This window comes from Mameliella sp. AT18 (assembly GCF_028807275.1).
GTDB lineage: Bacteria > Pseudomonadota > Alphaproteobacteria > Rhodobacterales > Rhodobacteraceae > Antarctobacter > Antarctobacter albus.
Genome location: NZ_JARAMO010000187.1, coordinates 1 through 20,594 on the forward strand (window position 1 = coordinate 1; position 20,594 = coordinate 20,594).

Sequence of the window (20,594 nt, forward strand, 5' to 3'; positions counted from 1 at the left end):
TTCAAGCCCGAGCACTACCGGTACTGAGGAAGCGCGCCATCTGGCGCCCCTGCAACCGCTGGCCGAAAGGCTGGCGGTTGTTTTGCTTCTGGCGCAAATCTGCACGGGCCGCCAAAAGATTTGGTGAAACCCGAAAAACGGGTTTGAGGATCGGGCCGGTTTGCCGTTTTGATAGACAGTGTAATGGAACGGTACGCTGAACTCGGCCGTTGCCAATCTGCTACCCTCGCAAGAAAGCTGCTGTAATGTTTACCCGACGCCAGTTTGTTGCCACTGCCGCTGCGTTAGCCACGCCGGCAATCGCCCGCCCCGCCTTTGCCGCGCCAGGAGACTGGAGCCAGTGGGACGCCCAGGTGACTCCCCCTGAATTCGATCTGGAAACCTCGAATCCCTGGGGTCTGCATCCCCGCTTCCTGCCGCGGAGGGTCTCGGCCAACCCCGGCCTGAAACCGGGTGATATTCACGTCGATGCGGTTGCGCGCTACCTCTATCACATCCAGGGCGACGGAACCGCGATGCGCTATGGCGTGGCGATCGGGCGTGACGGTCTGTACGGACCGGGTGTCTACACGATCAAGCGCAAGGCGAAATGGCCGCGGTGGACGCCTACCGCAGCCATGATTGCCCGAGAGCCGGAGAAATACGCAGCCTGGGCGGACGGGCAGCCCCCCGGCCCGGACAATGCGCTGGGGTCGCGTGCCCTGTATCTTTATGTCGGCAACCGGGACAGCTATCTGCGCATTCACGGCACGCCCGCGCCGCGCTCTATCGGGACGCGGGCAAGTTCGGGCTGTGTGCGGATGGTGATGCCGCACATCAACTACCTGTACGACCAGGTGTCTACCGGCGTGACCGCCTACCTGTATCCCACCGACGGTAGCCCTCTGTAGGACTGTGTGGGCGGCCCCTGACAGGAGGCTGCCTGAGGTCCGCGATCAGGGCCGGGGCCGCGTGCAGATCGGATTGCCTGCGCTGGTGCGCACTGGCAATTCGGTCGTCTCGACGGGGCCTTCATGGGTGTACCAATAACACCCGTCCTCGGACCGCCACCGAACTCTGGTCAGATCCTGGTAGGGGGCGGCGATGGCGGCCACGGCTTCGGGAGCAGTGGACGTGGGGCCAGAGGGTGCACCGCCTCCCGGAACGGGCTCGCAGGCGGCAAGCGCCAGAAGGATGAGAGGGCTGGCGATTAAAAGAGGGCGTTGCATGGCGTAACAATCCGGTACTGAGGTCAACCGGACAGTCGCATTCCGCCCCACCGGCTTCAAGCGGCCACGGACCGGGTCGCGGCTTACTCTGCCAAGCGTGACACGAATCCCTCTCGGATCACCGCCGGGTCATAGGCCTTGCGGGCAAAGACCTCTCGCACCTGCGGTTCGAAATGCTCCAGCGGCAGGGTGTCGTACGCCGGGTCGAAACTCGACTGGTCCCAGCGTTCGCAGAATTCCGCGCAGCTGTCGCAACAGGGATGATCCTTGAACCGGTCGCGGGCATTGCGGTCCCAGCCATAGTGGTGGCCGTAGTAGAAGCTTTGAAAGATGCCGTGGTGTTCCACCACCCAGGCCACGTCCCAGCGGACGAAGGGCCGGATCACATCGGCAGAAAACCGGTCATGGTTCTGCGGCGCCAGCCCGTCGCCGACATCGTGCAAGAGCGCGCCGACGATCCAGTCGAGGTCGGCGCCATCGCGTTCCGCGCGGGTGGCCGATTGCAGCCCGTGGGTCAGCCGGGTGATGCGATACCCTTCGAGGGTGACCTCTCCCTGGCGGCGCAATTCATCCAGCACCCGGTCGGGGGTCAGCGCCAGGTAGGGTTTCTCCAGCCGTTCGAGAAGCTCGTAGTCTTCGCGGGTGCCATCCTTCATCTGGGTAAAGCTGACAGTGCCGGTTTCGGTCATGCGGTGCCCTCCTGGGGTGGGACGCCGGAACGGCGCCCGCCTGTCCCGATCTGGGCCCAAATTGCCACAGAGCGCAAGGTGACTTCACGGAATGCCCTTCGCGCCCGGAACAGGGGGAAGAGAGGTGCCGCATTTCCCTTGCCAATAACGCGAATGTGCGGTCACCATGCGATGGCATGGCCGCTTTGGCCGCTAAACAGCACGGACAGCGCCCGCGGAACGCGGCGCATGACACGAGGGAGTGAACATGGGACGTCGCGACGAACTGATCGCCAAATACGCCGAGGACCTGAAGAACAAGTGCGGCATGGAACCGGACATGGACCTGCTGACCAAGGTCACCATCGGCTGTGGTCCGGCCATCTATGACGCGGATGCCTCAACCGTTGCCTCATCGCAGGAGAGCGAGCTGGAAACCGTCAAGGACAACTTCCTGGTCAAGAAGCTGGGCCTTGCGGACGGTCCCGAGCTGATGGACGCGATCGGCAAGGTGATTGAAACCTACGGCCAGTCCGAGCGCAACAAGTACCGTGCCGTGGTCTACTACATGCTGACCAAGCATTTCGGCAAGGAATCCGTCTACGGCTGAGCCGTGGCAGCAGGACCAACCTGTTACGGGGCCTCCGCAGCGCGGGGGCCCTTGTCGTATCCAGAGCGGTGATTCCCCGCAATTGATTGAAATTGCCGGTAGTTCCAGATTGCCGGACGGGCGTGGAAACCGTAGGGTCTAGGGGACTGGCCAGAAAGGCCGGAACCGTAGATTTCAAAACACATGTGGTGCGTAGGGAGCATGTGGGGTGGACGGAGGGTTCCGGGTTTTCCGGGGCCCTCCGTTTTTATACGAGCCCGTGTCGATCTCAGAAGAGCGTCAGCACCAGCCCCATCAGACCGCAGGCCAGCGTCGCATAGCCGCCGTCGATCAACGTCAGCGTCAGGGGGCGCATGGAGTTGGCATTGTTGATCGCGATCCAGGGCGCGATGAAGAACAACCCGATCCCAAGGCCCGACACCAGTCCGGCACCAGCCGTCTCGACGCCGCTGGCGGCAAAGACATGGCGCATCATCCCGGCCACGACCACCTGCATGACAAAGGTCAGGATCATGACACCCGCGCTCATGCCGCCCTGCGGATTGCCGTCCGCGTCCAGTTTCACGCCTGAGGCGGTTTTCCACGGTCCGGCCAGGGCCATGTACCAGACGGCGCCAGCCGCGAAGGCCAGGATTGCAGCGGCAAGACTGTTGACGAATTCAAGCATGGTCATTTCTCCGGCGTGACTTTTCCGCGCATAAAATTACGGGTTTCGAAAAAAGGTTTATCCAGAACCCCTGTTTTCGCGTGGAATATGCTATAGTTTACATTGCGTGATATCTTGAGTCCCCGCAACTTTGACGAGCGCCCACCATACCCGTAGACCTGAAATACTTCCCCGATCTCGACCTGGTGTGGATTCGTCACAACGGACATGTCACGCGTGGAGAATTGCGCGAATTATTCGAACGTTTACATGGGGAAGACTCGCCGGAAGCCCCTGGAAAGAATTTCACCGACCTGGCCGAGGTCGCCGAGGTAGAGTTCGGGTTCCGCGAGCTGCACTGGCATTCCCTTCGCCTGCAGGATCGGCTGCGCTCCCGCAACCAAAGGTTGCTTGACTCGGTTCATGCTCCTGGCGGCGTTTCCTTTGGTCTCGCCCGCATTTACCAGCAGGTCGTCGACCCCGAGGGGCCTTTGCAGGTGCATGTCAACGACGAACGCCGACAGGCACTTGCGGCGCTCGCCCTGCCGCATATCCCCGACGAACTGCTGTGACGCGGATCAGGTGGACAGGCCCGCCAGTCCGCAGATGACCTGCCATTCCTCTTCCGAAACCGGCTGAACCGACAGTCGGGAGTTCTTGACCAGCACCATTTCCGCCAGCCGGGGATCCTCTTTGATCTGGTCCAGAGTGACCGGCGTCGCGGCGGATTCCAGCGCCATGATGTCCACGCATTCCCAGCGATCATCATCCGTGGTGCTGTCGGGATGTGCCTCGGCGATCACCTCGACGGTGCCGACAATCGCCTTTTCCTTTTGCGAATGGTAGAAAAAGCCCCGGTCGCCCTTTTCCATCTCCCGCATGAAATTGCGGGCCTGGTAATTCCGGACCCCGTCCCATTCTTCGCCAGCGTTGCCCTTGGCCTGCTGGTCCTGCCAGGACCAGGTCGAGGGTTCGGACTTGAAAAGCCAGTAGCGCATCAGATCACCTTTTTCCACGCGGTCAGGGTGACGCTCTGGAACAGGCCGGCCTTGGCATAGGGATCGTTTGCCGCCCATTCTTCGGCCGCTGCTTTGTCGGCGACGTCGAGGATCACCAGAGAGCCGATCATGCCGCCCTCGTCGTCCAGCAGCGGCCCTGCCTGAGAGACGACCCCGGTCGATTTGAGGTAGTCCAGGTGGGCGTCGCGCGTGTCCTTGCGGATTTGCAGGGCGCCGGGTTTGTCATGGGCGATCAGGGCAATCAGCATGTCATTCATCCTTGAGTGGTCGGGAAAGCAGGGTGTCCATCGCTTGGCGCACGGTCAACCGCCCCTGGGACAGGTCGGCCACCACGGAACAGACGGGCAGGGGCAGGTCCAGCTCCGTGGACAGCCGGGCGGCGGCGCGGGCGGTGGCCGCGCCTTCGACGGTCACGGAGGGGTCGAACTCCTCTCCTCGTCCCAGCGCCAGGCCAAAGCGATAGTTGCGCGACCCGTCAGAGGTGCAGGTCAGCGTCAGGTCGCCCAGGCCGGACAGGCCGGTGAGCGTTTCCGGGCGCGCGCCGAGCCGGGCGGACAGGCGCATCATCTCGGCAAAGCCCCGGGTCATCAGGGCCGCGCGGGCGCTGTCGCCCAGGCCGGCACCGATGCAGGCGCCGCAGGCGATGGCGATCACGTTCTTCAGCGCGCCGCCCAGTTCCGCGCCGATCATGTCATCGCTGCGATAGAGCCGCAGGACCGGCGTCGACAGGTGTTCCTGCAGCGCCCGCCCCCTGGGTTCATCTCCACAGGCCAGCGTCAGCGCCGTCGGCAGGCCGCGCGCGATGTCGCCGGCAAAGCTGGGGCCGGTCAGAACGGCGGGCACCGAGCCGGGTTGGTGCCGGGCGATCAGGGCCGACGGCCCGACGCCTTCGGCCAGGTCGATCCCCTTGCAGCAGGCGACCAGCGCGTGCCCGTCCAGCGGCGTGGCAATCCGGTCCAGCAGGGTCGAGAGCTGTTGCATCGGGACCGACAGCAACAGCGTGTCGCGACTGGCGGCCTCGTTCAGGTCGCCGGTGACGGTGACGGCATCTGGCAGGGTCACACCGGCAAGGCGGGGGCTTTGCCGTGTGTCATGCAGGCCGGTCACATCCCGCGCCCAAAGCGTCACCGCGCGCTTGCGCCCCAGCGCGACCGCCAGCGCCGTGCCAAAAGCGCCACCCCCGAGGACCGCGATGCTCATGCCTTGGCGCCTTTCTTGCCGGAGCCGACCAGGGGTGCTGCGCTCTTGTCCAGTGGCCAGCGGGGGCGCGCGGACAGGCTCATGTCATGGGTGACACCCGCGGCCAGCAATTCGCCGCCCGCATAGGCGATCATCGCCGCGTTGTCCGTGCACAGCCGCAGCGGCGGGGCGGTGAACCGCACACCTGTCTCGGCGCAAAGCGCCTGCAGCGATCCGCGCAGGGATTGGTTCGCGGCAACCCCCCCGGCAACGGCCAGGGCCGGTTCCGACGGGGCCTCATCGAGGTAGAGCGCGATCGCGCGGCGGGCCTTTTCGGTCAGAACGTCCCGCACCGCCGCCTGGAATCCGGCGCAAAGGTCGGACACGTCCTGCGCATGCAGACCGCCCTGATCGGCGATCAACTGGTCCCGCTGGCGCAAGAGCGCGGTCTTCAGTCCGGAAAAGCTCATGTCGCAGCCGGGACGGTCCAGCAGCGGGCGGGGAAAACGGAACCGGCGTTCATCGCCCGCGCGGGCCCGGGCCTCGACCGAGGGACCGCCGGGTTGCGACAGGCCCAAAAGGCGCGCGGTCTTGTCAAAGGCCTCTCCGGGCGCGTCGTCGATGGTGCCGCCCAACCGGGAGAAATCCTGCGCGCCGCGTACGATGAGGAACTGGCAGTGCCCACCCGACACCAGCAGCATGAGGTATGGAAAGGCCAGCCCGTCGGTCAGCCGTGGGGTCAGCGCATGGCCTGCAAGGTGGTTCACCCCCACCAGTGGCACGCCCAGCCCCGTTGCCAGCCCCTTGGCCAGCATCACCCCCGAGAGGACTCCGCCGATCAACCCCGGTCCGGCGGTCACCGCCACGGCGTCGACCTGTTGCAGCGTCACGCCTGCCTCGGCCAGGGCTTCCTCGACACAGGTATCCAGCCGCTCGGCATGGGCGCGGGCGGCGATTTCCGGAACGACGCCGCCAAACGCCGCGTGCAGCTCGTTCTGGCCCTTCACGACAGAGGCCAGCACCTCGCGCCCGCGCAGCAATGCGGCGGCGCTGTCGTCACAGCTGCTTTCCAGGCCCAAGATCAGGGGAGAGGTCATCCGGCGTTCCCGTTGCGCTTTACGGCGTCTGCAAGTACCACCCGGAAAGGCGCCCCACAATCCCGGAGGCCCATGCCCGACGCCTTGCCCGTTCTCCTGCTGACCCGGCCACAGGCCGCGTCCGAGCGTTTTGCCGCGCGGCTGCGGCAGGACGGCCTGAAATTCCGTGCCGTCATCTCTCCGCTTTTTGCCGTCGAAGTCACCGGGCCGCTGCCGAACGTGTCGCAGGCGCGGGGGCTGATCTTTACCTCGGCCAATGGGGTCATGGCCTGGCAGGCGCTGGGCGGGCGCACCGATCTGCCGGTGTTTGCGGTGGGTCCGGCGACGGCGCGAGCCGCCGAAGCGGCGGGGATGCATGCGCAGGAGGGCGGGGGATCGGCAGAGGAGCTTATCCGTCATATCATTGCGCGGCGGCCCCCGGCCCCCCTGGTGCATCTGCATGGGACCCATGTGCGCGGCGACATCGCCGCCCGGTTGAGTGCGGCGGGCATCGCCTGCACGAGCGCCGCGATCTATGATCAACCGCCTTGCCCCTTGAATACAGAGGCCCGCGCCGCACTTGATGGGCAGGTTCCGGTGGTTGCCCCGGTGTTCTCGCCCCGGACGGGCGAATTGCTGGCGAAGGAATGCGCAAAGGCGCCTCTTCTTGTCGCGGCCATGAGTCAAGCTGTGGTCAACGCGCTCATGCCGCTGCATAAAAGGAACCTGAAAGTGGCTGAGCGGCCCGAGTCGGAGGCAATGAGGGAGGTTGTCTCGGACCTTCTGAACCGGGCGCTGGCCAGAGACTATTGACCCGGTCCATCTGCCTGGACCGACGTGCATTCGAGGGGAAACGATAAAGTGGCGAAGTCTAAGAAGGATACCCCGACGGACACGGGTAACGCCGCAGACAGCCTGCCCGAGGCGGACACCCTGAAATCCGGCGCTGAAGACGCGGCGGAGGACAGTCTTGCCGCCGACGCCGGCGAGGACAGCCTGGCCGGAACGGATCTGCCCGAGACCGAGGGTGATGACACCCTGGCACCGGAAGGCGAGAGGCTGACCGCCGATGCGTTGGAAACCGGCGACCCCGCCGACACCGACCCGGATGCTGACCCTGCCCCCACCGAAGAGTCCGTGCCGCACGAAGGCGGTGATGTGGCCGCCGGGGCCTCTGACGATACGCTTTCAGACGACGCCGTGCCATTCGAGGACACCCTGGACACCGCCGCGGCGCCACCGGCAGAGCCGCAGGTTGTCCGCGAAACCGTGGTCGAGCGCAAGGGCGGCTTTGTCCCGATGCTGTTGGGCGGTGTCGTCGCCGCCGGGCTGGGTTATGCCGCCGGGGCCTATCCCGACCTGCCCTTTATCGGGTCGCAATCCGCCGAGGAAGATCCCTTTGTCACCCAGACGCTTGCTGCACTGCGCGACCAGGATGACCGGATCACGGCGCTGACCAAGCGCGCCGATGCCACGGATGATGCCGTTGCAGGCATCGACCTTGGCCCGCTGGGCACCAGCGTGACCGCGCTGGAAACCGGGCTGGGCGCACTGAGGACCGAGCTGACAGAGACGCAGGATCAGCTGACCGGGCTGGGCACCCTGATCACCGACCTGGACCGCCGCATGACCGCGCTGGAAAAGCAGCCGCTCAAGGATGCCGTCTCGCCCGAGACCGTGGCCGCCTACGAGCGTGAGCTGGAGGCGCTCAAGGCGCAGGTCACGGCACAACAGGCAGACCTGCTGGCGGCGCAGAAGGAGCAGCAGGCGGCGATGGATGCCGCGCGCAAGGAAGTCGAGGCGATGGCCGCCCGTGCCCGTGCCTCGGAAGAAAGCGCCGAAACCCGCGCGAAACTGGCCGCCAGCCGCGCCGCGCTGGCCGATCTGACGACCCGGGCCCGCGACGGCCAGCCCTATGCCGAACCGCTGGCGGTGCTGACCGGCAACGGCGTGGATGTGCCAGGGCCGCTTGTCGAAGGTGCCGAAGAGGGGCTGCCCACCGCCTCTGCCCTGATCTCGTCCTTCCCCGATGCCGCCCGCGATGCGCTGGCGGCGGCGCGGGCAGCGGGTGCCGACGGTGCCGAGGCGGGCAGCGTCGTAGGGTTCTTCCGCTCGCAATTGGGCGCGCGCTCGGTCACGCCACGAGAGGGGAACGACCCCGACGCGGTGCTGTCGCGGGCCGAGGCCGCGCTGCGCGGCGGCGACCTGGACACCACGCTTAGCGAAATCGAAAGCCTGCCCGAAACGGCACGGGCTGAAATGTCAGACTGGGTGGCCCAGGCCACGCTGCGGCGCGACGCTCTCGCCGCCGCGGCCGATCTCTCCCAGCAACTGAACCAGGAATAAGGGTCGGCACCATGCTTTGGTCACTCATCAAGATCGTTGTCTTCGTCGCGCTGGTCGGCGCGCTGGCCCTTGGCGCGGGCTACCTGCTCGAAAGCCAGGGCGGGGTGCAGGTTACCGTTGCCGGGATGGAATACACGCTTGGCCCGCTGCAATCGGTCATGGCGGCCGTCGTGCTGGTCTTTGCCGTCTGGCTGTTCTTCAAGCTGGCGGGTCTGATTATCGCCACGCTGAAGTTCATCAACGGCGACGACACTGCGCTCAGCCGCTATTTCGACCGCAACCGCGAGCGCAAGGGATACGAGGCACTGTCCGAAGGCCTGATGGCGCTGTCCTCCGGTGAGGGTCGTCTTGCCATTGCCAAGGCGAACAAGGCCGAGAAATACCTGCACAAGCCGGAACTGACCGATCTGATCACCGCGCAGGCGGCAGAGATGGTGGGCGACAACCGCAAGGCCGAAGAGGTCTACAAGCGCCTGTTGAAGAACGACACCACGCGTTTTGTCGGCATCCGCGGGATCATGAAGCAGAAGCTGGCCTCGGGCGACACGGACACGGCGCTGCAACTGGCCGAGCGCGCCTTCGCGATCAAGCCCAAGCACGTCGAGATCCAGGACACGCTGCTGCAATTGCAGGCCGAGAAACACGACTGGTCCGGCGCGCGCAAGACCCTGCAGGCCAAGCTGAAACACGGTGCCCTGCCGCGTGATGTCTACAAGCGGCGCGATGCTGTCCTGGCGCTGTCGGAGGCCACCGACATCGACGATGCCGAGGAGAGCGGCAAGGCTGCGGAAACGGCGATCGAGGCCAACCGCGCCTCGCCCGACCTGGTCCCCGCCGCCGCGATGGCCGCCCGCGCCTACATCGCGCAGGGCCGCAAACGCAATGCCATGAAGGTGCTCAAGAAGGCCTGGGAGGCGCATCCGCACCCCGACCTGGCCGCCGCCTTTGCCGAGATCGAGCCCGAGGAGACCCCGGATCAGCGCGTGCAACGCTTTGTCCAGCTGACCCGCATCCAGCCCGACCACCGGGAGACCAAGCTGCTCAAGGCCGAGCTGAACCTCGCCGCCGAACACTTCCCCGAGGCGCGCCGCGCGTTGGGCGATTTGCCGGACAAGGATCCGGATGCCCGGGTTCTGGCGATCATGGCCGCCGTCGAAAAGGGCGAGGGCGCGAAGGACGCGGTGGTGCGTGGCTACCTTGCCAAGGCCCTGACCGCACCCCGTGGTCCGCAGTGGGTCTGCGATAAGTGCAACACGATCCACGCGGAATGGACGCCGATCTGTTCCAACTGTTCGGCCTTCGACACGCTCAGCTGGACGACTCCGCCGCAGTCCGAAGTCGTGCTGCCCGCCGGCGCCGACATGCTGCCGCTGCTCATCGGCGGCGCGCTGGAAGACAAGGCCGAGGATGCCGGCGAAGAGGCCGGGCCCGATGTGATCGACCTGGGCCCCGAGGCCCCTGCCAGCGCCGCCCCGACGGATGCCAAGGCCCCTGATGCCGGACCCGAGGATGCCGAGGTCATCGAACTCGAAGACCCCAAGAAGGAAGGCGCAAAATAGCCCTTCCCCTCGCGCGGCCCGTTTGCTAATAGGCCGCGCACTGACACCGATCAGCCCTGCTTTGGGCGGTTTTGATCTGTGCAGGGAAGATGGCCGGTGTAGCTCAGCTGGTAGAGCACGTCATTCGTAATGATGGGGTCGGGGGTTCGAGTCCCTTCACCGGCACCACCTTCCCCCGGATCCGGCGCAAGCCTGGTCCTTAGCTTTCCGCGACAGAGACGAAGTCCAGACCGATGTCCAGCGTCGGCGCGCTATGCGTGATCCAGCCAAGCGAAATCAGGTCTACGCCGCTGGCCGCAACCGTGGCGGCGGTGTCGGGGGTGATGCCGCCAGAGGCCTCGGTGATCGCGCGACCCGCGACCATCTCCACCGCCTTGCGCAGCGTGTCCGGGTCCATGTTGTCCAGCAGAACCGCGTCGGCGCCGATCTCCAGCACCTCGCGCAGCTGGTCCAGCGTGTCGACCTCGATCTCGATCTTGACCATGTGGCCGGTCGCGGCGCGGGCGGCCTCCAGCGCCGGGCGGATGCCGCCCGCGATGGCGATGTGGTTGTCCTTGATCAGCACCGCATCGGCCAGCGAATAGCGGTGGTTCATGCCGCCGCCCGCGCGCACGGCGTATTTTTCCAGCGCGCGCAGGCCCGGTGTGGTCTTGCGGGTACAGACGATGTTGGCCTGCGTCGCGGCAACCGCCTGCACCAGGCCCGCGGTGACACTGGCGATCCCCGACAGGTGCCCCATGAAGTTGAGCGCCGTGCGTTCGGCGGTCAGCAGGCTGCGCGACGGGCCTTCGAAGGTGGCGATCCGGGCACCGGGGGTGACGGGGGCGCCATCCTGCAGGTGGCGCGTGACCTCGATGGCCGGATCGACCAGGGCACAGGCCAGCTCGGCACAGTCCAGCCCGGCAATCACGCCGGGTTTGCGGGCGACGGCGGTGACGATGGAACGGTGCCCGTCCGGGATTACCACCGCCGAGGTGATGTCCCCGGCAAGGCCAAGATCCTCTTCCAGCGCGGTGCGCAGGGCGGGTTCGATCACCGGGCGGGGCAGGGGGACAAGCGTCATGTCAGGCACTCCGGGGCAGGGGATGGGTCGTCTGCTGTTCCGCGACGGCCATAATGTCATCAAGGGTCATCCGGCAGGATGTGCTGCCGGGGAGAGGATCGGGATAGTCGGTGCGCGCATGGGCACCGCGCGATTCCTCGCGCAGCAGGGCAAAGGTCGCGATGGCAAGGCCGATGATGGCCGGGTCGGCAGAGGCGCCGGTGCCTTGGGCGAGGGGCAGCAGAGCGGCCAAGGCCGCGCGCAGGCTTTTGTCGTCGCGGAGCAGGCCAAGGTTCTCGGACACGGTTCGGCGCACCGCAGCACTGTTCGCCACCGGGGGCAGGGATACGGGCGACAGGCTGGCACCGCGCGGCCGGGCAGCAGGCTGGCCCGCGATATCCTGGGCGGCGCGTTGCCCCATGACCACCGCCTCCAGCAGAGAGTTGCTGGCCAGCCTGTTCGCCCCGTGCAGGCCGGTGGCGGCGCATTCGCCGATGGCCCAGAGGCCGGACAGGCTGGTCCGGGCGTGAGTATCCGTATGGATGCCGCCCATGTGGTAATGCGCCGCCGGTCGCACGGGAATGGGTTGTTGCGCAGGGTCGATCCCGACCGCCTGGCAGAGCCGCGCAATCCCGGGGAACCGCTTGGCAAACCCCGCGCCCAGTGCCGGGCGGGCGTCCAGGAAAACGCGGCTGCCGCGCGCGATCTGGGCGGCGATGGCACGGGCCACGACATCACGCGGGGCAAGCTCGGCGCCGGGCGTGTCGGCCATGAACCGCGTGCCCTCGGCGTTGATCAGCACCGCGCCTTCGCCCCGGACGGCCTCCGAGATCAGGCCCAACGGCGTGCCCTGTGTATCCAGCGCGGTGGGGTGGAACTGTACGAATTCCATGTCCGACAGCTGGGCCCCGGCGCGGGCGGCGAGCATGACGCCCTGGCCGTAGTTGCCCACGGGGTTGGTGCTGGCATCGTACAGCCCACCCAGCCCGCCGGTTGCCATCACGACGCGGGACGTGGACAGCAGCCGGCCGTCATTCAGCAGGACACCGCGCATAGGCCCGTCGCGCCGGACCAGCCGCACCACCTCGGCCCCGGTCAGGACGGAAATCGACGGGCAGCGGCGGACAGCCTCGGACAGGGCACGGGTGATGCCCGCACCGGTGCCGTCGCCGTCGACGTGCAGGATGCGTTTGCGCGAATGCGCGGCCTCCAGCCCCCGGGCGAAATCGCCCTCCGGCGTGCGATCGAACCGGACACCATGCGCCTCCAGCGCGGCGATGGCCCCGGGGGCGCCGCTCAGAACGGTTTCTGCCACCTCTGGATCACAAAGACCGGCCCCGGCAGCCAGGGTATCCGCCAGGTGCAGCGCCACGCTGTCATCGGTGCCGAGGCAGGCCGCGATGCCGCCCTGCGCCAACTGGCTGGAGCTTTCCTGCCCCAGCCCGGCACGTGTGATCAGCACCACCGGCTGCGGCGCCAGTTCCAACGCGCAGATCATCCCGGCGATGCCGCCGCCGACGACCGTGACCCGGTCGCCGTCCTGGCCAAGCCGGATCATTTTACGGCAAGCATCCGTTCGACGGCGCGCCGTGCGTCCGCAGCGATGGCGGCGTCCACCGTGACCTCGTGGTGGTTCTGTTCCAGCGCCTCGCGGATGTTGCCCAGGCTGATCCGCTTCATGTGCGGGCACAGGTTGCAGGGACGCACGAATTCCACGTCCGGGTGATCCACCGCTACGTTGTCGCTCATCGAGCATTCGGTCAGCAGCACCACGCGGCCTGGCTTTTTCTCACCGACGTACCCCGACATGACGGCGGTCGAGCCGGAGAAATCCGCCTCTGCCACCACTTCGGGCGGGCATTCCGGGTGCGCCAGGATGGTGACGCCGGGGTAGGCCTCGCGCATGCCGCGCACGTCGTCGGCGGTGAACAGTTCGTGCACTTCGCAATGGCCGTTCCAGGCGATGATCTCGACATCGGTTTCGCGGGCCACGTTCCGGGCCAGGTATTCGTCCGGGATCATCAGGACCTTGGGCACACCCAGCGATTCGACCACTTCCTTGGCGTTGCCCGAGGTGCAGCAGATGTCCGAGGCGGCCTTCACCGCGGCGGAGGTGTTCACATAGGTGATGACCGGCACGCCGGGATGCGCCTGCCGCAGCAGGGCGATGTCCTCGGGGGTGATCGAATCGGCCAGCGAGCAACCGGCGCCCATGTCGGGGATCAGCACGGTCTTTTCCGGGTTCAAGAGCTTGGCCGTCTCGGCCATGAAATGCACGCCCGCCAGCACGATCACGTCGGCCTCGACCTCGATCGCCTTGCGCGCCAGCGCCAGGCTGTCGCCCACGATGTCGGCAACACCGTGAAAGATTTCCGGCGTCTGGTAGTTGTGCGCCAGGATCACCGCGTTCTTTTCCCGTTTCAGGTCAAGGATGGCGGCAATGTCGTCCTCGTAGCGGATCCAGTCCGGTTCCGGGACGATCTTGCTGACCCGGTCATAAAGTTCGGGAAGGCGAAGGTAGGTCATGACGGCTCCTTATACTCTGGATGAGTACATCTGGAGGCGCTTGATATTCTCAACTAGAGTTTATGTCAATGGCGTGACACGGGCAGTCTTGGGCCTGCCAGGGCCTGGGCCTGCAGGACCGTCGGTCGATAGCGGTACAGCTTGGCCGGACGGCCCCCCGTCCCGCTGGACATCTCGCCGGTTTCCTCGACCAGTTCCTGCTGGTCGATCTGGCGGCGAAAGTTCGGTTTGTGCAGGCGCAGGCCCGATAGCGCCTCGACCGTGCGTTGCAGGTGCAGCAGGGTAAAGCTGTCCGGCATCAGTTCGAAAACCACCGGGTGATACTTGATCTTGGCGCGCAGCCGCGCGATCCCGGTCGCCAGGATACGCCGGTGATCCCCTGTCATGGGCCGCCCGAAACCCTCGATCGCCGGGCGCGAGGGGCTTTCGGCCAGACCGGCCTCGTACATCAGTTCATAGCGTTGCAGGGCCAGGTCCTCGTTCCAGGGCAAGCCATTCTGCCCGAACAGGAAATCGACACGCTCCCGGCGCAGGGAATCCGACCCCGCCCAACTGTCCAGCCGGTCCGCGATGCTGTCCAGGACAGCGGGACGGCGGTCGCGGTGGTCCTCCCAGGGGAAATATTCGTACCAGCCGTGCCACTGTGGCTGGCCGGTGCCCGGTGTCACCTGTTCCCGCACAAGCCCGAGGTAGCCGATAGAGATCCGCCGGGCCGCGCCTGCCTCGGAAGGGGCCTCTCTGTCACGGTCGGCAAAGGTGTAAAGCTGTTCGAGGTAGCCGACCGGGTGGCTCGTCTGGCTTTCGATCCAGTCGCGCAACCCGCTTTGCAGGCTGCGGTGCTGCGACTCGAAGGGGCCGGAGGGCAGCGCCTCGCCCGCGCGCAGGGTCATCACGCGCGGTTCGTTGTCCGTCACCGCCACGAGGACGGCGATCAGGTCAGCATTTGCCAGCCCCGCGCGCAGTTGGACGCCTGTCATGCTCTTGTCTTCCAGCCAGGATGAATGCCCAAGTACCTGTCAGAAGTCCCGGCGCGAGACAAGGCGCGAGGCCCGCAATGCGGGCCCGACGCGGTTCAGCCCCGGCGCAGCTGGCGCAACCGGGCGCGGTGCGCGGCGGCGATATGGGCCCGCATCGCCTGTTCCGCCGCATCCTGGTCCCTCGCTTGCAGGCCTTCCAGGATCGCCGCGTGTTCGCGCAGGGCATCCTCGGCGCGTTCTTCTTCGCGCAGGGTCGTGGGGCCCAGGATCAGCAGCGTGGTGTGGATCGAGGCGACCGCCTTCATCAGGAAACGGTTGCGCGCGGCATCCAGAAGCGCCGCGTGAAATTGCCGGTTGAGCACAAAGGGATCGCCATCGCCGGCGGCCATCGCGGCGTGAATGTCGGCCAGTTCCGCAAGTTCCACCTCTGACGCCGCGCGCGCGGCAAAGCGCGCCGCGGTGCCTTCCAGAACCGTGCGCATGTCGTAGAGTTCAGAGATTTCCGCGTGGTCCAGCCTGCGGATCGCGGCGCCGACGCGTGGAACATGGGTCACGACGCCGTCGCTTTCCAGCTGGCGGATCGCCTCGCGCACGGGGGTCCGGGAAAAGCCCAGCCGCTTGGCAAGCTCGACCTCCATCAGCCGGTCGCCCGGCATCAGGTGCCCGGCGCGGATCTCGTCGAGGATCCGGCGATAAGCCTCCTGTCCCTGCGACAGCTCAAGCGGTTTCTCGTCGGTCATGCTGTGCTCCTTGCGCATGTTGAATACCTGTGTATACACAAGGATGCAAGACAGGAGTGCATCATGCCCGACCGTCCCCGTACCGCCACCTCCCGCCGGATAGAGACCGCGCTGACCGCCGCCACCGGGGTCGCGCTGTTCACGTTGCTCGGCTTACCGCTGCCGTTCCTCTTCGGTCCGCTGGCGGCCTGCCTGCTTGCGGCGCTGGCGCAACGGCCCTTGCAGGGCTTCGGGCAGGTCTCGAAGGGGTTTCGCACGATCCTGGGCGTCGCGGTCGGGGCCTCGCTGACGCCGGACGTCGTGGCGGCCCTGCCCAGCATGGCGGCATCGCTGGCCTTCATCCCGCTTTACATCCTTGTGATCGGTTTGATCGGCGTCCCTTATTTCCACCGGGTCCACGGGTTCGACCGTGTCACAGCCTGGTACGCGGCCATGCCCGGGGGCCTGCAGGACATGATCATCTTTGGCACCGAGGCTGGCGGCGATCCCCGGGCCCTGTCACTGATCCATGCGACGCGCGTGATGATCATTGTCACCGTCGCGCCGATGATCCTGACCTTCGGTTTCGGCTCTGCGCTGACCAACGACATCGGTGCGCCCGCCGCCGAGATCCCGCTGCACGAGCTGGCCCTGATGGCCGCCGCCGCGTTGATCGGCTGGAAGGGGGGCGAACGGATTGGCCTGTTCGGGGCCTCGATCCTGGGGCCGATGATCGTCACCGCCGTGCTCAGCCTGTCCGGTTTCATCCATGCGCGCCCCCCGGCCGAGGCGATCCTGGCGGCGCAGTTCTTCATCGGGGTCGGGATCGGCGTGGGTTATGTCGGCATCACCCTGGGCGAGTTGCGCCGGGTGGTTCTGGCGGGTGTGCTGTTCGTTCTGATCCTCGCCGTGCTGGCGGCGATCTTTTCGGAAATCGTTGTATTGCTGGGGCTTGCGCCGCCGGTCGAGGGGTTCCTTGCCTTTGCCCCGGGCGGGCAGGCAGAGATGACGGTGCTGGCCATCGTGGCGGGGGCTGACCTCGGCTTTGTCATCGTGCATCATCTGACGCGCGTCTTCCTCGTGATCACCGGGGCGCCTCTGGCCGCCCGGTTCCTGATGAAACCCCGAAAGGACCATCCATGAGTTTTACCACCCGCCCCGAATTGCAGGGCACCTTTGGTGTCTGCGCCTCGACCCACTGGATCGCCACGGCGGTCGGGATGCGTATGCTGGAGGCGGGCGGAAACGCCTTTGACGCCGGGGTGGCGATGGGCTTTGCCCTCAACGTGGTCGAGCCGCACCTGAACGGCCCCCTGGGCGACATGCCCGCGCTGGTCTGGCCCGCCGGGGCCGAGGCGCCGCAGGTGATCTGCGGGCAGGGCACGGCGCCGGCCGGGGCGACTTTGGACCACTACCGCGCCGAGGGGCTGGAGCTGATCCCCGGTTCGGGCCTCCTGGCGACGGTGATCCCGGGGGCCTTCGACGCCTGGATGGTCATGCTGCGCGACCACGGCACGATGACCCTGCGCGAGGTGCTGGAACCGGCGATCTTCTATGCGGAAGAGGGGCACCCGGTGCTTGCCAGCGTGTCCGCCATGATCGCCCAGAACGCCGATCTGTTCCGCGACCACTGGCCTACCTCCGCCGCGACCTGGCTGCCGGGAGGAGAGGCGCCCGCCCCCGGCGCGATGTTCCGCAACCCGGAACTTGCCGCGTTCTGGCGGCGCCTGCTGGACGAGGCCGAAACGGCCGAGGGCCGCGAGGCCCAGATCGAAGCGGCGCGCAGGGCTTTCTACGAGGGCTTCGTCGCCGAGGCCATCGACGATTACCTGCGGGACGCCTGCGTGATCGACGGCACCGGCGTTGCGCGCAAGGGTGTCCTGACCGGGCAGGACATGGCGGGCTGGCGCGCCACGACGGAACAGGCCGTCTCGGTCGACTACCACGGCTGGCAGGTCTGGAAGGCCGGGCCCTGGTCGCAGGGGCCGTCCCTGCTGCAATCCCTGCGCCTGCTCGACGCGCTGGGGTATGGCAAGGAAGACCCGTATTCCGACGCCGCCGTGCATCGCATCACCGAGGTGCTGAAACTGTCGATGGCTGACCGCGAGGCCTATTACGGCGATCCCGACCATAGCACCGTGCCGCTGCAAACGCTTCTGTCCGCCGATTATGCCCGCGCCCGTGCCGGCCTGGTCGGCAGCATGGCCAGCCTGGAGCAGCGTCCGGGGATGATCGATGGGCTGGAGGCGCAGGCAGAGGCCTTCATGGCTCGTGCGGCAAGGATGCGTGCGACCGATGCCGGGATTGGCGGTGGAGAGCCCACCTTCTCGCACCTGGCCCCCACGCCGGAGGCGCCCAAGGGCCCGGACGAAGGTGACACCGTGCATATCGACGTCATCGACCGCTGGGGCAACATGGTCTCGGCCACGCCGTCGGGCGGGTGGTTGCAGTCGAACCCGGTGGTGCCGGGGCTGGGCGTGCCGCTGAACAGCCGGGCGCAGATGTTCTGGCTGGAAGAGGGGCTGCCGACCTCGCTGGCACCGGGGCGCCGCCCGCGCACCACCCTGACCCCCTCGATGGCCCTGCGGCCCGACGGCACGCGGCTGGCCTTTGGCACGCCGGGCGGCGACCAGCAGGACCAGTGGCAGCTGATCTTCCTGCTGCGCCTTGTCCATCAACAGATGAACCTGCAGGAAGCGATCGACGGCCCGCTGTTCCACAGCCAGCATCTGCAAGCGAGCTTTTATCCGCGCGGCTGCAAACCCGGTGTCCTGATGATTGAACCGAACTTTCCGCAGGCCACGCTGGACGCGCTGCGCGCGCGGGGGCACCTGCTGACGGAGGCTGCGCCGTGGTCCATCGGGCGCCTGACAGCGACCAGCCGCAGCCCCGAGGGCCTGCTGAAGGCGGCGGCCACGCCACGGTTGATGCAGGCCTACGCGGCGGGTCGCTGACCGGGCCGCATCTCAGGCCAGCCGGGGCAGGGTGAGGACGACGCCGAACCCTTTATCCGAGGGTTCCACGGTCAGCGTCCCGCCATGCCGCAGGGCCACCGCCTCGGCTATCGACAGGCCAAGGCCGCTGCCGGGGCCAGAGCGGGCCTGGCCGAACCGCGACAGGATCTTGGGCACGTCCCTGGCGGTCACGCCGCGTCCGTCGTCCCGCACCGACAGGGTTATGTCCGGGTCCGCGCGCAGCGTCAGGGTGACGCGCGACAACCCCTCGCCGCCGTGAACCAGCGTATTGTCCAGCAAGTTGGCCAGCGCCTCGCCCAGCATCACCCGGTCCCCCAGCATCGGCACCGGGCCCGGCGGCAGATCGGTGTCGAACCGCAGCCCCCGCGCCCGGGCACGGGGGGCAAAATCCGCGGCGGTGGTCGAGGCGATCTCTTGCAGGTCCAGCCGTTCGAACCCGCTGGTCCCGCTTTCGGCGCGGGCGCGTTCCAGCGTCAGCAGGCGGTTGGCCAGTTGCCCCGCGCCATCCGCTGCCTTGGCCATGTCGGCGGCCCGTTCATGCGCCGCCTCCAGCGTCGGCGCGGTGAGGATCGCCGCCGACAGCGCCTGTAGCCCGGCAATCGGGTTGCGCAGCTGATGCGCGGCGTCCGAGATGAAATTCGACTGCGCCTCCATCGTGGCGCCGAACTGGGTGAACAGGGTGTTGAGCCGCCCGACCAGGCCTTGCGTCTCGACCGGAACGGCGCGGCGGATCGGGCTGAGGTCTTCTGGTGAGCGGCGCGAGATCGCCTCTTCGAGATCGGTCAGCGGTTTCAGCCCGTGCCGGACCCCGAACCAGACCAGCAGGGCCACCGCAAGGATGAGCGAAGCGATGACCGTTGCCGCCCGTAGTGCCAGTTGCAGCGCAAAGCGGTTGCGGGCCTCCATGCTTTGCCAGACCGTCGTGGTGAAGGTGCCGGAAATCGCGCCGATGGTCGCCTCTGTCTTGAGCCGCAGAACCCGCACCGGCGTGCCCTTGTAAAGCGCGTCGGTGTACAGAAAGGCCACGTCCTGCGGCAGGCGCCGGGTGACGGGGATCGGCGGCACGGCATAGCCCACCACCAGCACCCCGTCCGGGGCATAGACGTGGTAGCGCACCGGGCCGCCGGCGGTTTCGCCCAGCAGTTTCTCGGTGTCCGGAGAGATCGCGTCACCGTCCAGCAGCGCCACGTCCCGCGACACGGCAAGGGCGGTGAACATCAGGTTGCGGTCAAAGAACTCTGCCGCCGTGCGCCGGGCCGCCTCGACCCGCCAGGTGCCGACGACGATCCCCAGCACCACCAGCGGCGTCAGGATGATGAGCAGCAGGCGAAGCCGGAGCGACCGCCTCACGCCCGTTCCTGCAGGCTGTAGCCAAGGCCACGGCTGACCCGGATGTCCAGCGCCGCCGGGACCAGTTTCTTGCGCAGCCGCGAGACATGCGCCTCGACCGAGGATTCACCGACGTCCGCCCCGGTGCCATAGACATGTTCCAGCAGGTCCGACTTGGACACCACCGCACCACGCGCGCGCAGCAGCGCCTCGAGCACCGAAACCTCGCGCCGGGGGAGCGGCAGCGGCGTTCCGTCGATCTCGACCTGCCGTGTTTCCAGAATGAAGCGCAGGGTGCCGATCGATAGCTCGGTCTGGGCGGTCTGTCCCAGGCGGCGCGACAGGGCACGCACCCGCGCCTCCAGCTCTTCCATCTCGAAAGGTTTGACGAGGTAGTCGTCGGCGCCCGCGTCCAGCCCCTGCACCCGTTCCGCCGTGGTGTCACGCGCGGTCAGCAACAGGACAGGGCGATGATCGCCCCGGTTTCGCATCTCTCTCAGGATTTCTAACCCATTGATCCCGGGCAGGTTGATGTCGAGGATCACGATGTCATTGGCGTCGTCGCGCAGGAAATCGGCGGCGGCATTTCCATCATGCAGAAGGTCGGTGGCATGGCCCCGATCCTGCAGCCGCCAGGCGATTCCCTTGGCCAGTGCCTCGTTGTCGTCGACAATCGCGATCCGCATTTTTCCCGGTCCGTCAGCTTCACGCAAGC

The 20,594-nt window shown here is 66.9% G+C and carries 22 protein-coding genes and 1 tRNA gene; 9 read left to right on the top strand and 14 right to left on the bottom strand.

The window, feature by feature from the left end:
• Positions 1-245: 245 nt before the first annotated feature.
• Positions 246-890: a L,D-transpeptidase gene (locus PVW46_RS16330; protein ID WP_069209753.1), complete on the top strand. Its 645-nt coding sequence runs from the start codon at positions 246-248 to the stop codon at positions 888-890.
• A gap of 45 nt (positions 891-935) precedes the next feature.
• On the opposite strand, the gene PVW46_RS16335 is transcribed toward PVW46_RS16330, so the two are convergent.
• Both PVW46_RS16335 and PVW46_RS16340 read right to left on the bottom strand, forming a co-directional pair.
• A complete protein-coding gene (locus PVW46_RS16335) occupies positions 936-1,208 on the bottom strand; it encodes a hypothetical protein (RefSeq protein ID WP_083242319.1) in 273 nt (90 codons plus the stop codon).
• 83 nt (positions 1,209-1,291) lie between these two features.
• On the bottom strand, positions 1,292-1,897 hold the full coding sequence (locus PVW46_RS16340; protein ID WP_069209752.1) for an HD domain-containing protein: 606 nt from the start codon (positions 1,895-1,897) through the stop codon (positions 1,292-1,294).
• 247 nt (positions 1,898-2,144) lie between these two features.
• Between PVW46_RS16340 and PVW46_RS16345 the strand changes: the two genes are divergently transcribed.
• On the top strand, positions 2,145-2,486 hold the full coding sequence (locus PVW46_RS16345; protein ID WP_043140643.1) for a DUF2853 family protein: 342 nt from the start codon (positions 2,145-2,147) through the stop codon (positions 2,484-2,486).
• A 268-nt stretch (positions 2,487-2,754) separates the two neighbouring features.
• Here PVW46_RS16345 and PVW46_RS16350 read toward each other — a convergent pair whose 3' ends face one another.
• On the bottom strand, positions 2,755-3,153 hold the full coding sequence (locus PVW46_RS16350; protein ID WP_069209777.1) for a DUF1761 domain-containing protein: 399 nt from the start codon (positions 3,151-3,153) through the stop codon (positions 2,755-2,757).
• Positions 3,154-3,338: 185 nt separating this feature from the next.
• Between PVW46_RS16350 and PVW46_RS16355 the strand changes: the two genes are divergently transcribed.
• Positions 3,339-3,704, top strand: a complete 366-nt coding sequence (locus tag PVW46_RS16355) for a hypothetical protein (protein WP_133066199.1) — start codon at positions 3,339-3,341, stop codon at positions 3,702-3,704.
• A gap of 6 nt (positions 3,705-3,710) precedes the next feature.
• Here PVW46_RS16355 and PVW46_RS16360 read toward each other — a convergent pair whose 3' ends face one another.
• Genes PVW46_RS16360 through tsaD form a run of 4 tightly spaced genes read right to left on the bottom strand, consistent with a single transcriptional unit; the run spans position 3,711 to position 6,427 of the window.
• Positions 3,711-4,130, bottom strand: a complete 420-nt coding sequence (locus PVW46_RS16360) for an EVE domain-containing protein (RefSeq protein ID WP_069209751.1) — start codon at positions 4,128-4,130, stop codon at positions 3,711-3,713.
• Positions 4,130-4,399 (bottom strand): YciI family protein, encoded by a 270-nt coding sequence (locus PVW46_RS16365; protein WP_069209750.1) that lies wholly within the window; start codon positions 4,397-4,399, stop codon positions 4,130-4,132. Before PVW46_RS16365 ends, PVW46_RS16360 begins: the two co-directional genes overlap by 1 nt.
• Position 4,400: 1 nt before the next feature.
• A complete protein-coding gene (locus PVW46_RS16370; RefSeq protein WP_069209749.1) occupies positions 4,401-5,351 on the bottom strand; it encodes an NAD(P)H-dependent glycerol-3-phosphate dehydrogenase in 951 nt (316 codons plus the stop codon).
• Positions 5,348-6,427 (bottom strand): tRNA (adenosine(37)-N6)-threonylcarbamoyltransferase complex transferase subunit TsaD, encoded by a 1,080-nt coding sequence (gene tsaD / locus PVW46_RS16375; protein WP_069209748.1) that lies wholly within the window; start codon positions 6,425-6,427, stop codon positions 5,348-5,350. Before tsaD ends, PVW46_RS16370 begins: the two co-directional genes overlap by 4 nt.
• Positions 6,428-6,499: 72 nt before the next feature.
• On the opposite strand from tsaD, the gene PVW46_RS16380 reads away from it, so the two are divergent.
• The 4 genes from PVW46_RS16380 to PVW46_RS16395 all read left to right on the top strand — a co-directional run bounded on the left by PVW46_RS16380 (position 6,500) and on the right by PVW46_RS16395 (position 10,479).
• Positions 6,500-7,219, top strand: a complete 720-nt coding sequence (locus tag PVW46_RS16380; RefSeq protein WP_069209747.1) for a uroporphyrinogen-III synthase — start codon at positions 6,500-6,502, stop codon at positions 7,217-7,219.
• 48 nt (positions 7,220-7,267) lie between these two features.
• Positions 7,268-8,752 (top strand): COG4223 family protein, encoded by a 1,485-nt coding sequence (locus PVW46_RS16385; protein ID WP_069209746.1) that lies wholly within the window; start codon positions 7,268-7,270, stop codon positions 8,750-8,752.
• A gap of 11 nt (positions 8,753-8,763) precedes the next feature.
• Positions 8,764-10,311: a heme biosynthesis protein HemY gene (locus PVW46_RS16390; protein ID WP_069209745.1), complete on the top strand. Its 1,548-nt coding sequence runs from the start codon at positions 8,764-8,766 to the stop codon at positions 10,309-10,311.
• 92 nt (positions 10,312-10,403) lie between these two features.
• Positions 10,404-10,479 (top strand) — tRNA-Thr (locus PVW46_RS16395).
• 31 nt (positions 10,480-10,510) lie between these two features.
• Here the strand turns inward: PVW46_RS16395 and nadC are convergent.
• The 5 genes from nadC to PVW46_RS16420 all read right to left on the bottom strand — a co-directional run bounded on the left by nadC (position 10,511) and on the right by PVW46_RS16420 (position 15,596).
• Positions 10,511-11,374, bottom strand: a complete 864-nt coding sequence (gene nadC / locus PVW46_RS16400; RefSeq protein WP_069209744.1) for a carboxylating nicotinate-nucleotide diphosphorylase — start codon at positions 11,372-11,374, stop codon at positions 10,511-10,513.
• 1 nt (position 11,375) lies between these two features.
• The gene (locus PVW46_RS16405; protein WP_069209743.1) at positions 11,376-12,911 is read right to left on the bottom strand and encodes an L-aspartate oxidase; all 1,536 of its coding nucleotides are present in this window, start codon (positions 12,909-12,911) and stop codon (positions 11,376-11,378) included.
• Positions 12,908-13,879 (bottom strand): quinolinate synthase NadA, encoded by a 972-nt coding sequence (gene nadA, locus PVW46_RS16410; RefSeq protein ID WP_069209742.1) that lies wholly within the window; start codon positions 13,877-13,879, stop codon positions 12,908-12,910. The genes PVW46_RS16405 and nadA overlap by 4 nt, the downstream gene beginning before the upstream one ends.
• Positions 13,880-13,944: 65 nt before the next feature.
• Positions 13,945-14,856: an NUDIX hydrolase gene (locus tag PVW46_RS16415; protein ID WP_069209741.1), complete on the bottom strand. Its 912-nt coding sequence runs from the start codon at positions 14,854-14,856 to the stop codon at positions 13,945-13,947.
• 95 nt (positions 14,857-14,951) lie between these two features.
• Entirely contained in the window at positions 14,952-15,596 is a 645-nt protein-coding gene (locus PVW46_RS16420) for a GntR family transcriptional regulator (protein WP_043140184.1), read from the bottom strand.
• Between the two features lie 63 nt (positions 15,597-15,659).
• Here PVW46_RS16420 and PVW46_RS16425 point away from each other — a divergent pair, with 63 nt between their 5' ends.
• A complete protein-coding gene (locus PVW46_RS16425; protein ID WP_083242318.1) occupies positions 15,660-16,718 on the top strand; it encodes an AbrB family transcriptional regulator in 1,059 nt (352 codons plus the stop codon).
• Positions 16,715-18,529 carry a gamma-glutamyltransferase family protein gene (locus PVW46_RS16430; protein ID WP_069209740.1) on the top strand — a complete coding sequence of 605 codons (1,815 nt, stop codon included), beginning with the start codon at positions 16,715-16,717 and terminating at the stop codon, positions 18,527-18,529. Before PVW46_RS16425 ends, PVW46_RS16430 begins: the two co-directional genes overlap by 4 nt.
• 12 nt (positions 18,530-18,541) lie before the next feature.
• Here the strand turns inward: PVW46_RS16430 and PVW46_RS16435 are convergent, their stop codons facing one another.
• Positions 18,542-19,900: a sensor histidine kinase gene (locus PVW46_RS16435; protein ID WP_069209739.1), complete on the bottom strand. Its 1,359-nt coding sequence runs from the start codon at positions 19,898-19,900 to the stop codon at positions 18,542-18,544.
• Entirely contained in the window at positions 19,897-20,565 is a 669-nt protein-coding gene (locus PVW46_RS16440) for a response regulator transcription factor (protein ID WP_069209738.1), read from the bottom strand. Before PVW46_RS16440 ends, PVW46_RS16435 begins: the two co-directional genes overlap by 4 nt.
• Between the last annotated feature and the right edge of the window lie 29 nt (positions 20,566-20,594).

Coding starts and splice junctions, on each gene's coding strand:
- PVW46_RS16420 (WP_043140184.1), bottom strand. CDS start 15,596: ATGACCGACGAGAAACCGCTTGAGCTGTCGCAGGGACAGGAGGCTTAT.
- PVW46_RS16345 (WP_043140643.1), top strand. CDS start 2,145: ATGGGACGTCGCGACGAACTGATCGCCAAATACGCCGAGGACCTGAAG.
- PVW46_RS16335 (WP_083242319.1), bottom strand. CDS start 1,208: ATGCAACGCCCTCTTTTAATCGCCAGCCCTCTCATCCTTCTGGCGCTT.
- PVW46_RS16405 (WP_069209743.1), bottom strand. CDS start 12,911: ATGATCCGGCTTGGCCAGGACGGCGACCGGGTCACGGTCGTCGGCGGC.
- PVW46_RS16390 (WP_069209745.1), top strand. CDS start 8,764: ATGCTTTGGTCACTCATCAAGATCGTTGTCTTCGTCGCGCTGGTCGGC.
- tsaD (WP_069209748.1), bottom strand. CDS start 6,427: ATGACCTCTCCCCTGATCTTGGGCCTGGAAAGCAGCTGTGACGACAGC.
- PVW46_RS16430 (WP_069209740.1), top strand. CDS start 16,715: ATGAGTTTTACCACCCGCCCCGAATTGCAGGGCACCTTTGGTGTCTGC.
- PVW46_RS16365 (WP_069209750.1), bottom strand. CDS start 4,399: ATGCTGATTGCCCTGATCGCCCATGACAAACCCGGCGCCCTGCAAATC.
- PVW46_RS16425 (WP_083242318.1), top strand. CDS start 15,660: ATGCCCGACCGTCCCCGTACCGCCACCTCCCGCCGGATAGAGACCGCG.
- nadA (WP_069209742.1), bottom strand. CDS start 13,879: ATGACCTACCTTCGCCTTCCCGAACTTTATGACCGGGTCAGCAAGATC.
- PVW46_RS16360 (WP_069209751.1), bottom strand. CDS start 4,130: ATGCGCTACTGGCTTTTCAAGTCCGAACCCTCGACCTGGTCCTGGCAG.
- PVW46_RS16415 (WP_069209741.1), bottom strand. CDS start 14,856: ATGACAGGCGTCCAACTGCGCGCGGGGCTGGCAAATGCTGACCTGATC.
- PVW46_RS16340 (WP_069209752.1), bottom strand. CDS start 1,897: ATGACCGAAACCGGCACTGTCAGCTTTACCCAGATGAAGGATGGCACC.
- PVW46_RS16350 (WP_069209777.1), bottom strand. CDS start 3,153: ATGCTTGAATTCGTCAACAGTCTTGCCGCTGCAATCCTGGCCTTCGCG.
- nadC (WP_069209744.1), bottom strand. CDS start 11,374: ATGACGCTTGTCCCCCTGCCCCGCCCGGTGATCGAACCCGCCCTGCGC.
- PVW46_RS16330 (WP_069209753.1), top strand. CDS start 246: ATGTTTACCCGACGCCAGTTTGTTGCCACTGCCGCTGCGTTAGCCACG.
- PVW46_RS16440 (WP_069209738.1), bottom strand. CDS start 20,565: ATGCGGATCGCGATTGTCGACGACAACGAGGCACTGGCCAAGGGAATC.
- PVW46_RS16380 (WP_069209747.1), top strand. CDS start 6,500: ATGCCCGACGCCTTGCCCGTTCTCCTGCTGACCCGGCCACAGGCCGCG.
- PVW46_RS16370 (WP_069209749.1), bottom strand. CDS start 5,351: ATGAGCATCGCGGTCCTCGGGGGTGGCGCTTTTGGCACGGCGCTGGCG.